Genomic DNA, 12,856 nt, shown 5'->3' on the forward strand with positions numbered 1-12,856 from the left:
TGGCAGCGAAAATATAACAAAAACCGCATTTTGCCATAAGCCTAAACGGCAGCGCGGCAGAAAGCTAAGGCTATTCTCTTAATTTTCAACGCCGCCAATTCAAAGACAGCGTGAATGAGAAAGCGTATTGTCATACAAAGCGCTATGCTTGAACCTGATATTTTGTCCCACCACAAGGAGTGGAGAATGTCTTCCATTACAACAACTGATAATAAAACCTTCCTGAATGAACTCGCCCGCCTGGTGGGACATTCACACCTGCTGACCGAACCGGCTAAAACCGCCCGCTATCGCAAGGGCTTTCGTTCCGGTCAGGGCGACGCCCTGGCGGTGGTCTTTCCCGGATCGCTGCTGGAACTCTGGCGCGTTCTGAACGCCTGCGTCAACGCCGATAAAATTATCCTGATGCAGGCCGCCAATACCGGCCTGACCGAAGGTTCCACGCCGAACGGCAATGATTATGACCGCGAAATTGTGATTATCAGCACCCTGCGTCTCGACAAACTGCACGTGCTGGGCAAAGGCGAACAGGTGCTGGCGTATCCAGGCACCACGCTGTACTCACTGGAAAAAGCACTGAAACCACTGGGACGTGAACCGCACTCGGTGATTGGTTCATCATGTATCGGCGCGTCGGTCATTGGCGGGATCTGTAATAACTCCGGCGGCTCGCTGGTGCAAAGAGGCCCGGCGTATACCGAAATGTCCCTGTTTGCCCGCATCGATGAAAACGGCAAGCTGCAGCTGGTTAACCATCTGGGGATTGATCTGGGGCAAACGCCTGAGCAGATCCTGAGTCAGTTGGACGATGAGCGAATCAAAGAAGAAAATGTCCGCCACGACGGGCGTCACGCACACGATCACGACTACGTCACCCGCGTCAGAGACATTGATGCCGACACCCCGGCGCGCTATAACGCCGATCCGGATCGCCTGTTCGAGTCCTCTGGCTGTGCCGGGAAACTGGCGGTCTTCGCCGTGCGTCTCGACACCTTTGAAGCGGAAAAAAACCAGCAGGTGTTTTACATTGGCACCAACCAACCCGAGGTGCTGACGGAGATCCGCCGCCATATTCTGGCGACGTTCAACAATCTGCCGGTAGCGGGTGAATACATGCACCGCGATATCTACGACATTGCTGAACAGTACGGCAAGGACACCTTCCTGATGATTGACAAGCTCGGCACCGACAAAATGCCGTTCTTCTTCACGCTGAAGGGCCGCACCGATGCGATGCTGGAAAAGGTGAAATTCTTCCGTCCACACTTTACCGATCGCGCGATGCAAAAGTTTGGTCACCTGTTCCCGAGTCATCTGCCGCCGCGCATGAAAAGCTGGCGCGATAAATATGAACATCATCTGCTGTTAAAAATGGCGGGCGATGGCGTCGCTGAAGCACAAAGCTGGCTCACGGAATTCTTTAAAACCGCAGAAGGCGACTTCTTTGCCTGCACGCCGGAAGAAGGCAGCAAGGCCTTCCTGCACCGCTTTGCAGCGGCTGGCGCGGCCATTCGCTACCAGGCGGTTCATGCCGATGAGGTGGAGGATATTCTGGCGCTGGATATCGCTCTGCGCCGCAATGACACTGAATGGTATGAACATCTGCCGGCGGAAATTGACAGCCAACTGGTGCATAAACTCTATTACGGTCACTTTATGTGCTACGTCTTCCACCAGGATTACATCGTGAAGAAAGGCGTGGATGCTCACGCGCTGAAAGAGCAAATGCTGGAACTGCTGCAACAGCGTGGCGCGCAATATCCGGCTGAGCATAACGTCGGGCATCTGTATGAAGCACCGCCCGCGCTGACCCGTTTTTATCGCGAAAATGACCCGACCAACAGTATGAATCCCGGAATAGGCAAAACCAGTAAGCAGAAATTCTGGAAAGTCCCCTCTTCCGATTAACTCCAGCAACCAGGCCTGATGGCATGGGCTGGATTTGCGCGAAATATCGTGCAAAAGTAATGAGATGTACCGGAGTCGTAATGACTCCGGTTTTTCTTCGCAAAGGTGAGAACCATGTCTGTTGCCGATACGCTTTCTGATCACGATATCGCAGTGCGCGACGCGCTGCCCGACGACGTAGAGGCGATCTCCTCGTTATATGCGTGGCATGTGTTGAATGGTCGCGCCTCTTTTGAAGAAACGCCCCCGACAATCGATGAGATGCGCCGACGTATGCGTACGGTCGCGCAGTATGGTCTGCCGTGGCTGGTGGCGCTCTATCGCGGCGTGGTGGTCGGTTATTGCTACGCCACGCAGTATCGACCGCGCCCGGCCTATCGCTTTACCCTGGAAGAGTCAATTTATGTCGATGCCAGCATGACCGGACGCGGCATCGGCAGCCTGCTGATGCAGACGTTAATCACCCGCTGCGAGGAAGGGCCGTGGCGGCAGATGGTGGCGGTGATAGGTGACGGGCATAGCAATCCTGGCTCACTGCGGTTGCATAAGAAACACGGTTTCGAGATTGCCGGACAATTGCGTAGCGTCGGGTATAAGAAGGGAGACTGGCGGGATACGTTGATTATGCAGCGCCCACTCAACGAAGGTGACTGGACGCTGCCGGAGTAAGGTTTTGTTATCCATGCCGTATCCGGCCTACGGCTGAGATGTTTTCGTAGGCCTGATAAGCGAAGCGTCATCAGGCTATTTCCCTGGACGACTTCGCCTTATTCGGTCTATAGCCGCATCAGTCGTTTTGCGCGGTTTGCTCACCCGCATTGCCGCCCGCCGCGGCCATCTGTGCGGCTTTTTGCTTTTTATAGCTCAATGCCGCCGCCGGAACCGGCATTACTTTCCCGGTTTCGATCCACGTGCGTAAACGACTGGCATCGGCAAAATGGGTGTACTTGCCGAACGCATCCATCACCACCAGCGCCACCGGTTTATTATTGATTACCGTGCGCATCACCAGGCAATGCCCTGCGGCGTTGGTGAAGCCGGTTTTAGTAAGCTGAATATTCCAGTTGTCGCGATACACCAGATGGTTGGTATTGCGAAACGGCAGCGTATACGCCGGGTTGGCGAAGGTCGCCATATCTTCACGCGTGGTGCTCAGTTGCCCAATCAGCGGATACTGCTTACTGGCGATAAGCAGTCTGGTGAGATCGCGCGCGGTCGACACGTTGTGAATCGACAAACCGGTCGGTTCCACAAAACGGGTCTGGGTCATACCCAGCGCTTTTGCCTTCGCGTTCATGGCGTTAATAAAAGCGTTATAGCCGCCCGGATAATGATGCGCCAGGCTTGCTGCGGCCCGGTTTTCCGAGGACATCAGCGCCAGCAGTAACATATCTTTACGGCTGATTTCACTGTTCAGCCGCACGCGAGAGTAGATCCCTTTCATCTCTGGCGTCTGGCTGATATCCACTTTCAGTTTTTCGTCCAGCGGCAGCCGTGCATCAAGCACCACCATCGCCGTCATTAATTTGGTTATCGACGCAATCGGACGCACCAGGTCCGGATGGTTCGAATAGATCACCTTATTGGTGTTCAGATCCACGATCATCGCACTACCGGAGGCAATCTCAGGTTGAGACGCCGCGGCAGTCGCCGCCGTTTTTGCCAGCGCTTGCGGCGCAAAAGGCACAGCCAGCATCAGCGCCAGGCTCAGTATGGAAACTCGGAATTTCAGCATGATGAGATTTCAGAAAATGGTTCACGCGTGATGACACGCACCGCCGGAGTCAGGATGGCTCAGGCTAGCAGGGGAATCATAGCGAGCTAATGACCTTGCCGCCAGAAGAGAATCGTCAGGAAATGCTGCATTGCTGGCTTTTGCACCAACAATGCAGCTCGGTAATCAGAACAAGCGATAGCCGTATCCCCAGAGGATGACGGTCAGCGCGAGCAGCACTTCCAGTACCAGTACGCCGATAGCCAGGGTCGAGCTGGAGAAACTCAGCCCTTCTTCCTTATTGATATTCAGGAATGTCGGAATGCCCAGATAGAGCAGATAGCCGGTATAGAACAGCGCTACCGTCCCGACAAATGCGCAAAGCCACACCAGCGGATACAGCGCCACCAGACCGCTGAGAAACAGCGGCGTCGCCACATAACCGGCAAACACCATACAGTGCGTCAAAGACGGACGCTGCGGATAATTCCGCGCCATCCACCAGATCACGCGCCCCATGATCGCCACGCCCGCCAGCATCACGGCATAGAACAGGACTGCCAGCACAAGGCCTGTAAACAGAGAAAGCTTCAGGATAGTGCCGTCGCCAAAATTCCAGCCGATTTGGGTCGTACCAATGAAGGCGCAAATGACCGGGATGGCCGCCATCAAAAGCACATGGTGGGTGTAGTGATGCGAAACCGTTTCGTTCTCGCTGTTGATCACCTGCATTTCACGATTGGGATGGGAAAACAGCCCCCAGACATGGTTCATACCGCCCCCTTGTTGTCAGCTGTGGACCTAACACTTCAAGTATAATTCAGCTTTGCGATTATTTATTGTACAGACAAAGAAATGCCGCCGCGCCTGATGGCCCTTTTTGAGCATCACGAATTCAGAGGGTGTATGCTTACATTCGTGGAGGTCATACAGACGTATGGATATAAACAGTCTTATTGCGCAATACGGTTATGCCGCGCTGGTGGTCGGGAGTCTGGCTGAAGGCGAAACCATCACCCTGCTGGGGGGCGTTGCCGCACATCAGGGATTACTCAAGTTCCCCCTCGTGGTCGTGGCCGTGGCCTTAGGCGGCATGATAGGCGATCAGCTACTGTATCTGCTGGGACGCCGCTTTGGTGGCAGGATCCTGCACCGCTTTGCACGTCATCGTGACAAAATTCGTCAGGCGCAGAAGATGATTCAGCGTCGCCCGTACCTGTTCGTGATCGGCACCCGTTTCATGTACGGGTTTCGCGTGATCGGCCCGCTGTTGATTGGCGCCAGCCATCTGCCGCCAAAGATATTTTTACCGCTGAATATCCTCGGCGCACTGGTCTGGGCGCTGATCTTCACCACCCTGGGTTATGTGGGAGGTGAAGTGGTCGCGCCATGGTTACATCACCTCGATCAGCATCTCAAACATTGGATCTGGCTGATTCTGGCGGTGGTGCTGGTGATCGGCGCTCGCTGGTGGCTGAAGCGCCGCAGTAAGGCGAAGAAGGCTCAGGAGTGATGATAGCCGCCGCCGAGCGCGCTGGTAAGCTGGATGGACGCATCCAGCCACTGACCTTGTAAAATCAGTCCGTTACCCTGCTCGCGCAGCGCGGGTATTCTGGCCTTGCTGACGAGAGAGCCAGCGATAATCCCGGCGTCATAGCGCGCCTGCGCCAGGCTGACCACCCGATCGGCATCATGTTCAATCTGCTGCTGATGCTGATTTTTCTGCATCAGCGTCGCCACCTGACTGGCCGTACGCGCCACCTCGTTCACCGCATCAACCACCGCTTTGTTATAACTGGCGATCGACAAATTGTTCTGCGCCTGGGCGATATCAAGGTTTGCATTCAGTCTGCCACTGTCGAAGATCGGCAGCGTCAGGCCAGCGGTCACGCCCATCTGTTGGGCGGAACTGCGGAACAGATCGCTCAGATGCAGCGCATCCTGTTGCAAAAAGGCCATCAGATTGATGTCGGGATAGAACGCCGCTTTCGCCGCCTCCACGCTGCTCATGGAGGATTCAATCACCCAGTGCGCCGCCTGTAAATCTGCTCTGCGCGCCAACAGGGCGTAGCCCAGTTGTCCTGGAAGCTGGCTCTCCACCTGCGGCAAGCTCACTTCATACAGTTTCAGCGACGCCGATTGCGTGTTGGTCAGCGCGCTCAGACGCGCCTCAATGACCTTCATCTTCCCGGCAACCTCATTCAACTGCTGCTGGGTTTTACTGTCATCGATATCCGTTTCCACGCCTTCTACCGAAGAGGTGATGCCGTTCTGATATAGCTGGCGATTGGTGTCAATGATATTGCGCTGTTCCTGTTCAATTTGGATCAGCAGTTTGCTGAGCGCCGCATCTGTTTGCCATTCCCAGTAAAGCCGCGTAACGCCGCTGGCTAGCAGCTGGCGGGTCTGCTCACGTTCAGCTTCCCGCGCTTTTACCGCCCCGATGCGCGCCGTCACTTCCGCGCGGTTCTTACCCCACAAATCGAGATCCCAACCGGCGGTCAGGCCAAACGTACCGTTGGTGTACCACGGTCCGGTCGTGCCTGCCGCCGGATCGGTGACGGCAAACGGCCCCATGAGCCCTTCTGCTGACATTTTCTGCCGTTCGGCATCCGCTGAAAGATCGACTTGCGGCCCCCCCTGGGCTTCGACCGCTTTAGCCTGCGCTTCGGCCAGCGAGATCCGCTGTTCCGCCACTTGCATATCCGGGGAACTGGCAATCGCGTTCTTCACTAACTCGTTCAACTGTGCGTCATGATAATCCTGCCACCACTGGCTCCCGGGCCACCCGTTATTCAGCGCCGGAGGCAGCGTTGAATCCACATGAGAGGCGGGAGGTTGCTGAGTCAGCGTCGGTTGGCTGTCATGCATGGGGGCACATCCCGCGAGCAAAACAGCCAGCGGAAAGCACGCTGTCAGCGCGTGAAAAGAGTAACGAGTCATGAAGATGTTCTGCGAAGAAAAGGTGTGCGGAGCTTACCCGTTGTTGTGAACGGTTTTTTAGTTACGCGTGGCATAACATCTTCGGCAATGAAAAGTCACACCTGGCAAAATATATTCCAGCGGAATATAAACACTTCAATAATATTAAACTTCAATCGACTGAATCGCGCGGGCAATATCCGGTGAATGATTTAACGCGCGAATATCCTGAAAGACATCCGTGGCCTCACGGTATTCCTTACGCAAATAACCCAGCCATTGTTTAATACGCGCAACGTGATATAAGCCGGTGTCGCCCTGTTTTTCCAGACGGGTATACTTTTTCAGTAGCTCAACGACCTGCGGCCATGGCATTCGCGGCTCGTTATACTTCACCACCCGACTGAGATTGGGAATGTTCAATGCTCCGCGACCAATCATCACCGCGTCACAGCCGCTAACGGCCAGACATTCCTGAGCGCTTTGCCAGTCCCAGATTTCACCGTTGGCAATCACCGGAATAGACAGCCGCTCGCGAATTTCGCCAATCGCCTGCCAGTTGATGTGCTCCGCCTTATAGCCCTGCTCTTTGGTGCGCCCGTGTACGACCAGTTCGCTCGCCCCGGCCTGCTGGACGGCATCCGCAATCTCAAACTTCTTGTCGCCGCTGTCCCAGCCCAGACGCACTTTTACCGTCACCGGTAAATGCGCGGGCACCGCTTCACGCATCGCTTTCGCGCCCTGGTAGATGAGTTCAGGATCCTTGAGTAACGTCGCCCCGCCGCCGCTGCCGTTCACCATTTTTGACGGGCAGCCGCAGTTGAGATCAACGCCGTAAGATCCCAGTTCCACGGCGCGGGCCGCATTTTCCGCCAGCCACTGGGGATACTGCCCCAACAGTTGCACACGGACTAAGGTGCCGGAAGGGGTCCGGCTGCCGTTGAGCAACTCAGGGCAGAGACGATGAAAGACTTTTACTGGCAAGAGTTGATCCACCACGCGCACAAACTCGGTGATGCAAAGATCATAATCATTCACTTCCGTCAGAAGTTCGCGCACCAGTGAATCCAGTACGCCTTCCATCGGCGCCAGTAAAACCCGCATATCGTCACCCGCAAAAAAAAAGAGGCGCTATCATAGCGCCTCTGTGCGATGAGCAAAACCTTTTGCCGGATGACGGCGCAAAGCGCCTTATCCGGCCTACATTCCATCCTGCTGGTAGGCCGGGCAAGCAAAGCGCCTACATTCCATCCTGTCGGTAGGCCGGGCAAGCGAAGCGCCCCCGGCAAAAGCCCTTTTTCTCAGCGTGGCAGAAGACAGTTATCTTCTTTCCAGCCGTACAGCCATTCCATGCCGCGATAAAACTCCGCCTGTGATTTACCTTTCCACAACAGATTTCGCACCTGGCGCTCCACGCCTGCCGCGTGATAGACGCGCCCCATTTCGCGGGTCGACCAGACAATGCGCGCCGTGCGTGGAATGCGCACCGACTCATACAGCGCAAAGGCTTTCGCCGCATCGCCGTCGCACTGCTCCAGCGCTTTACCCAGCGTGACGGCATCTTCCAGCGCCATACAGGCCCCCTGCGCCATGTACTGCGCCACCGGATGCGCGGCATCGCCCACCAGCGTGATACGTTCGGTGCCCCATTTCTCCACCGGTTCGCGATCGGCGGTTGACCAGCGACGCCAGGTCGTGGGTTTATCCAGCATCTGCCGCGGGCGTGGATGGATCCCGGCGAAATACGACAGCACTTCTTCCTTACTGCCGTCTTTCACGCCCCACTCCTCCTGATGACGACTGTGGAAGGTGACGACCAGGTTGTACTGCTTACCGCCGCGCAGCGGGTAGTGCACGAGGTGGCAGTGCGGTCCGGCCCAGAGCACTGGCGCGTTGATGCGCAGGTCTTCCGGCATATCCGCACAGTCAATGACCGCACGGTAGACTACGTGTCCGGTCACGCGCGGCGAATCGCCCAGCAGGCTCTGACGCACCACCGACTTCACGCCGTCACAACCGATCAGAATATCGGCGGTCCAGCTATTCCCTTGCTCGTCGAACACCGTTACGTCGTCCGCCGTCTGGCGAATGTCGACCACATTGGTCGAAGTCCGGTACTCAACGTTCGGATGCGTCAGTACTGATTCCCAGACGGAAGCGTGAATATCAACCCGGTGGATGACCGCGTACGGACCGCCGAAGTGGTCGCGAAAGGCCTGTCCGGTCTCGATGTGCACCACTTCTTCCGCGTTCACGGCATCCATCATGGTGATGTGATCGGTAAACACCGCACGCTGACGCGCGACATCGCCGACGCCGAGGCTGTCCAGCGCAGAGAAGGCGTTTGGACCGAGCTGAATACCCGCACCGATCTCGCCAATTTCATGGGCTTTTTCCAGCAGCATCACTTTGATACCCTGACGCGCCAGCGAAAGCGCGGTGGCTGCCCCGCCAATTCCGCCGCCGACAATAATTGCGCTCGTCACTTTAGCCATTGTCATTCTCCTTCTCAGGCTGAGATTTTATCTTGTTGATTTTCCGGGGCGGCGGCGATGAACGCCGGGAGCTGTGTGCAGGCGTCATACACGGCTTTGCAACGCGGATAGCCGCTCAGATCGCACCCCATTCTTAACGCATTCGCCCATTGCGGGACCAGGCAGCAGTCGGCAAGCGTCGGTGCATTACCCACGCAGTAGTTCTGCGACTGACTCTGACGCAACAGTTGTTCGACGGCGCTTAACCCCTGCTGGATCCAGTGCGCGTACCAGCGTTTTTTCTCTTCTTCACTGACCTTCAGTTCCTCGCTCAGATAGCGCAACACCCGCAGGTTATTCACCGGGTGAATATCGCAAGCGATGGCATAGACGATCTCCAGCACCTGCGTGCGCGCCGGATCGCTGACGGGCAGCAAACGTGATTGCGGAAAATGCCGGTCCAGCCAGTCGATAATCGCCAGCGACTGGCCCAGCGCTTCGCCATCATCGGTCACCAGCGTCGGTACCAGCCCCACCGGATTCATCCGCCGGTAGGCCAGTTCATTTTGCTGACCGATACGGATATTGACGCCCACCGTGTGGTAGTCGATCCCCTTTAATGCCAGCGCGATACGCACGCGGTACGACGCCGAACTGTTAAAAAAACTGTACAGCTTCATACATCACCTCAGACAATCTTCACAGCGATAGGCGTCAGTCCGTCCACGCCACCGGTGATCACATCCCCTTTCACCACGGCGCCAACGCCTTCCGGCGTGCCGGTGAAGATCAGGTCGCCCGGTTGCAGTTCGAAGAAGCCGGACAGATAGCTGATCGTTTCATTCACCGACCAGATCAGATGGCGGATGTCGCTGCGCTGATGATCGTCGCCGTTCACCTGTAACCAGATAGGCGCGGAAGTGATATCTGCAATTTCATCCGCCTTATGCAGCGGCGCGATGGGTGCAGAGAGATCGAACGCTTTGCCGATTTCCCACGGACGCCCCATCTGACGCATCTCCATCTGGCGATCGCGGCGGGTCATATCCAGCCCGGTGGCATAGCCCCAGATATACTCATGGGCGTTTTCTAACGGGATATCGCTGCCCTTTTTACCGATGGCGACCACCAGCTCAATTTCATAGTGATAGTTATCCGTTTGCGCCGGGTATGGCAGCGCTAACGTTTCGCCTGCGGCTACCGGCACAATCGCATCGGCAGGCTTACAGAAAAAGAACGGCGGCTCACGGTCCGGATCAAACCCCATTTCGCGGGCATGGGCGGCATAGTTACGCCCTACGCAGTACACGCGACGGACGGGAAACTGCGCATCGCTGCCGACAACCGGTACGCTGACGGGGGCCTGTGGTGCAAATACATACTGAGTCATAGCTCTCTCCCAAATTAATAGCGGGCTTCGCGGAACAACCCGAGGGCTTCCTGTACCGGTCGGTCCGAAAAACTGAATAAAACGGTTTCATCGGTGGTGTTGAACGACACGTCGTGCCAGGTCGGAACCACAAAAATATCTTTGGCTGAGAAATGGAACGTCTCGTTGCCGACGGTGACATCCCCCGCCCCTTCAACCACGTGATAAATGGTGCTGTCAGTGGTACGCGCCACCCGCGAGGTAAAGCCTTTTGGCAACAGTTGCAGGAACGTGCCCATCGATGGCATCGGGTAGCCGCCGGTCACCGGGTTGACATAGCGCATTTTGTAGCCATCCCACTCATCGGCATCGCCGAGACGGGTCAGGTCGTGCAGCGCTTCGCGACTGCGGTCATAGCGATAGTTGAAAATCGGCGATGAATTGCCTTTCTGATGGCGCAGCGGCAGCATGTTGGCGGCATAGCGCGGCAGGTAATCGCCCTCTTTACGCGAGACCGGCTGCTGATCTTCCGGGTAATCCTCAGCAAAGCCGCAGCCCAGAATGTTAACCAGCGGCAGATCCAGACCGTCCAGCCAGACCACCGGCTCATCGCCAGGGTTGCCGTGGTCGTGCCATTGCCACTGCGGGGTCAGAATAAAATCGCCAGTGTGCATCTGGGTCCGCTCGCCGTCCACGGCGGTAAATGCCCCTTTCCCTTCCACAATAAAGCGTAACGCCGACTGGTTATGACGATGGCTGGGGGCGACTTCGCCCGGCATGATTAGCTGCAATCCCGCGTAGAGCGTTGACGTTATAGAGGACTGACCGCGCAGCATCGGGTTTTCCAGGACCAGCACGCGACGAATCGCCTCTTTCGCGCCAATCAGGTTGCCGCTTTCCAGCAGCAACGGCCGAATTTCCTGGTAGTTCCAGTAGGCTGGCGCACAGGTCGGATTCGGCGTTTGCGGAACCAGATGGTGCAGCGATTCCCACAGCGGGGTCAGATTCTGCCCCGAAATATGCTGGTAAAACTGCTGACGGCTGTTTTTAACATCCTGATTATGTTCTGACATAGGGATTCTCCTTATTCGTTCACGACGCTTGCGTGCGGCATAACATCAGGGACAGAGGCTGACTGGCGGACAACGACCGTGAGTACGGCTAACATCACCGCGCTGATGGCCGCCGGAACAGCGATAATGAAAAACAAGGTGTCGAAAGAGAAATTCATCGCCATCATCACGCCGCCGGAAAGCGAACCGACAATCGCTCCGCAGCGCCCCACCGCGTTGGACCAGCTCACGCCCGTCGCCCGACTCTGGGTGGGATAGAGCGTGGCGGTTAAAGCATTGAGGCCCACCTGCGATCCGCTGATACCCACCCCGGTACCAAAAATCGCCAGCGCCATCAGCCATAAACCGTTTTCGCTCAGACCAATCATGACGATGCATACCGCTCCCAGCGCGTAGCTCACGGCCAGCACCCGGAAGGGATTGTGTTTATCCATCAGCACGCCCAATGCCAGCGCGCCGAGCGTACCGCCAATCTGGAACGCCGCCGTCACCCAGGAAGCCTGCTGCAGGTCAATCCCACGATGGTTCAACAGCGTCGGCATCCAGCTCGACAGCAGATAGATGATTAACAGGCTCATGAAGAACACCACCCATAACATCAGGGTAATGGGCAACTGACGGCCAACAAACAGCTGACGAATGCTGCCTTTGGCAATTGCCGCCGCCTCCTGGAGGTAAAACTGAGTATTGTCGTAACGCTCGCCGGTGATCGCGCTTACCGTTCTGGCGATGGTTGCCTGCGGTAGCTGGCGACGTACCTGCCAGCGCGGAGATTCCGGCAGGACCGCGAGCAGGACAAAGAACAGCATCAGCGGTAACACGCCGCCGAGGACCAGAATCCCGTGCCAGCCAATAACCGGCACCAGCTGCGCGCTGACAATCCCGCCCATCGCTGAACCGAGCGTAAAGCCGCAGAACATCAGGGTGACCAGCGCGCCGCGGCGGCGGGCGGGCAGGTATTCAGAGGTCATCGTGATGGTGTTGGGCATGGCGCCGCCCAGGCCAAGACCGGTCAGAAAGCGCAGGATAACCAGCGTTTGCAGATCCGGCGAAAAGGCGGAAATCAGGCTCAGCGCGCCAAACAGCGCCACGCAGAGCTCAATCACCCGTTTGCGACCGAAGCGGTCAGACAGCGGTCCGCAAAGTAAGGCGCCGGCGGTAAGGCCTAACAGACCTGCGCCAAACAGCGGGGCGAGGTCTCCGGCAGTTAACTGCCAGTGGGTACGAATATCGGGTGCAATAAAGCCAATGGCTGCGGTATCAAAACCATCAAGCATGACCACCAGAAAGCAGCAGATGATCACTCGCCACTGTGTCTTGCTGACAGGAGCAGCATCGATCAGGGCTTGTAGTTCACGTCGTTGAGTCATAGTGAATGCCTCGGTGCAGGTAGGGA

At 56.6% G+C, this 12,856-nt stretch carries 12 protein-coding genes; 3 read left to right on the plus strand and 9 right to left on the minus strand.

Annotation, left to right across the window (positions count from 1 at the left end; translation table 11 throughout):
• Positions 1 to 186 precede the first annotated feature (186 nt).
• Positions 187 to 1,908 carry a D-lactate dehydrogenase gene (dld, locus tag AL479_RS00765; protein ID WP_061074692.1) on the plus strand — a complete coding sequence of 574 codons (1,722 nt, stop codon included), beginning with the start codon at positions 187 to 189 and terminating at the stop codon, positions 1,906 to 1,908.
• Positions 1,909 to 2,022: 114 nt separating this feature from the next.
• The gene (locus AL479_RS00770; protein WP_061074693.1) at positions 2,023 to 2,577 is read left to right on the plus strand and encodes a GNAT family N-acetyltransferase; all 555 of its coding nucleotides are present in this window, start codon (positions 2,023 to 2,025) and stop codon (positions 2,575 to 2,577) included.
• Between the two features lie 118 nt (positions 2,578 to 2,695).
• On the opposite strand, the gene pbpG is transcribed toward AL479_RS00770, so the two are convergent.
• Complete coding sequence (gene pbpG, locus AL479_RS00775; protein ID WP_061074694.1) at positions 2,696 to 3,643, minus strand: D-alanyl-D-alanine endopeptidase; 948 nt, start codon at positions 3,641 to 3,643, stop codon at positions 2,696 to 2,698.
• A gap of 165 nt (positions 3,644 to 3,808) precedes the next feature.
• The gene (locus tag AL479_RS00785) at positions 3,809 to 4,396 is read right to left on the minus strand and encodes a Yip1 family protein (protein WP_061074695.1); all 588 of its coding nucleotides are present in this window, start codon (positions 4,394 to 4,396) and stop codon (positions 3,809 to 3,811) included.
• Positions 4,397 to 4,559: 163 nt separating this feature from the next.
• Here AL479_RS00785 and AL479_RS00790 point away from each other — a divergent pair, with 163 nt between their 5' ends.
• Positions 4,560 to 5,135 carry a DedA family protein gene (locus AL479_RS00790; protein WP_061074696.1) on the plus strand — a complete coding sequence of 192 codons (576 nt, stop codon included), beginning with the start codon at positions 4,560 to 4,562 and terminating at the stop codon, positions 5,133 to 5,135.
• On the opposite strand, the gene mdtQ is transcribed toward AL479_RS00790, so the two are convergent.
• The 7 genes from mdtQ to AL479_RS00825 form a co-directional block, all read right to left on the minus strand.
• The gene (mdtQ, locus tag AL479_RS00795) at positions 5,126 to 6,565 is read right to left on the minus strand and encodes a multidrug resistance outer membrane protein MdtQ (protein ID WP_061074697.1); all 1,440 of its coding nucleotides are present in this window, start codon (positions 6,563 to 6,565) and stop codon (positions 5,126 to 5,128) included. The two genes, AL479_RS00790 and mdtQ, sit on opposite strands and share 10 nt — an antisense overlap.
• A 144-nt stretch (positions 6,566 to 6,709) precedes the next feature.
• Complete coding sequence (gene dusC, locus AL479_RS00800) at positions 6,710 to 7,648, minus strand: tRNA dihydrouridine(16) synthase DusC (RefSeq protein WP_061074698.1); 939 nt, start codon at positions 7,646 to 7,648, stop codon at positions 6,710 to 6,712.
• Positions 7,649 to 7,845: 197 nt separating this feature from the next.
• Positions 7,846 to 9,039 (minus strand): 3-hydroxybenzoate 6-monooxygenase, encoded by a 1,194-nt coding sequence (locus AL479_RS00805; protein WP_061074699.1) that lies wholly within the window; start codon positions 9,037 to 9,039, stop codon positions 7,846 to 7,848.
• A 14-nt stretch (positions 9,040 to 9,053) separates the two neighbouring features.
• Entirely contained in the window at positions 9,054 to 9,698 is a 645-nt protein-coding gene (gene maiA, locus AL479_RS00810; protein WP_061074700.1) for a maleylacetoacetate isomerase, read from the minus strand.
• An 8-nt stretch (positions 9,699 to 9,706) separates the two neighbouring features.
• Positions 9,707 to 10,408, minus strand: a complete 702-nt coding sequence (locus AL479_RS00815; protein WP_061074701.1) for a fumarylacetoacetate hydrolase family protein — start codon at positions 10,406 to 10,408, stop codon at positions 9,707 to 9,709.
• Positions 10,409 to 10,422: 14 nt separating this feature from the next.
• The gene (gene gtdA, locus AL479_RS00820; protein ID WP_061074702.1) at positions 10,423 to 11,460 is read right to left on the minus strand and encodes a gentisate 1,2-dioxygenase; all 1,038 of its coding nucleotides are present in this window, start codon (positions 11,458 to 11,460) and stop codon (positions 10,423 to 10,425) included.
• Positions 11,461 to 11,471: 11 nt separating this feature from the next.
• The gene (locus AL479_RS00825) at positions 11,472 to 12,830 is read right to left on the minus strand and encodes an MFS transporter (protein WP_061074703.1); all 1,359 of its coding nucleotides are present in this window, start codon (positions 12,828 to 12,830) and stop codon (positions 11,472 to 11,474) included.
• Positions 12,831 to 12,856: the final 26 nt, after the last annotated feature.

The sequence above is a fragment of the Citrobacter amalonaticus genome (genome assembly GCF_001559075.2).
GTDB lineage: Bacteria > Pseudomonadota > Gammaproteobacteria > Enterobacterales > Enterobacteriaceae > Citrobacter_A > Citrobacter_A amalonaticus_F.

Coding starts and splice junctions, on each gene's coding strand:
- dld (WP_061074692.1), top strand. CDS start 187: ATGTCTTCCATTACAACAACTGATAATAAAACCTTCCTGAATGAACTC.
- AL479_RS00770 (WP_061074693.1), top strand. CDS start 2,023: ATGTCTGTTGCCGATACGCTTTCTGATCACGATATCGCAGTGCGCGAC.
- pbpG (WP_061074694.1), bottom strand. CDS start 3,643: ATGCTGAAATTCCGAGTTTCCATACTGAGCCTGGCGCTGATGCTGGCT.
- AL479_RS00785 (WP_061074695.1), bottom strand. CDS start 4,396: ATGAACCATGTCTGGGGGCTGTTTTCCCATCCCAATCGTGAAATGCAG.
- AL479_RS00790 (WP_061074696.1), top strand. CDS start 4,560: ATGGATATAAACAGTCTTATTGCGCAATACGGTTATGCCGCGCTGGTG.
- mdtQ (WP_061074697.1), bottom strand. CDS start 6,565: ATGACTCGTTACTCTTTTCACGCGCTGACAGCGTGCTTTCCGCTGGCT.
- dusC (WP_061074698.1), bottom strand. CDS start 7,648: ATGCGGGTTTTACTGGCGCCGATGGAAGGCGTACTGGATTCACTGGTG.
- AL479_RS00805 (WP_061074699.1), bottom strand. CDS start 9,039: ATGGCTAAAGTGACGAGCGCAATTATTGTCGGCGGCGGAATTGGCGGG.
- maiA (WP_061074700.1), bottom strand. CDS start 9,698: ATGAAGCTGTACAGTTTTTTTAACAGTTCGGCGTCGTACCGCGTGCGT.
- AL479_RS00815 (WP_061074701.1), bottom strand. CDS start 10,408: ATGACTCAGTATGTATTTGCACCACAGGCCCCCGTCAGCGTACCGGTT.
- gtdA (WP_061074702.1), bottom strand. CDS start 11,460: ATGTCAGAACATAATCAGGATGTTAAAAACAGCCGTCAGCAGTTTTAC.
- AL479_RS00825 (WP_061074703.1), bottom strand. CDS start 12,830: ATGACTCAACGACGTGAACTACAAGCCCTGATCGATGCTGCTCCTGTC.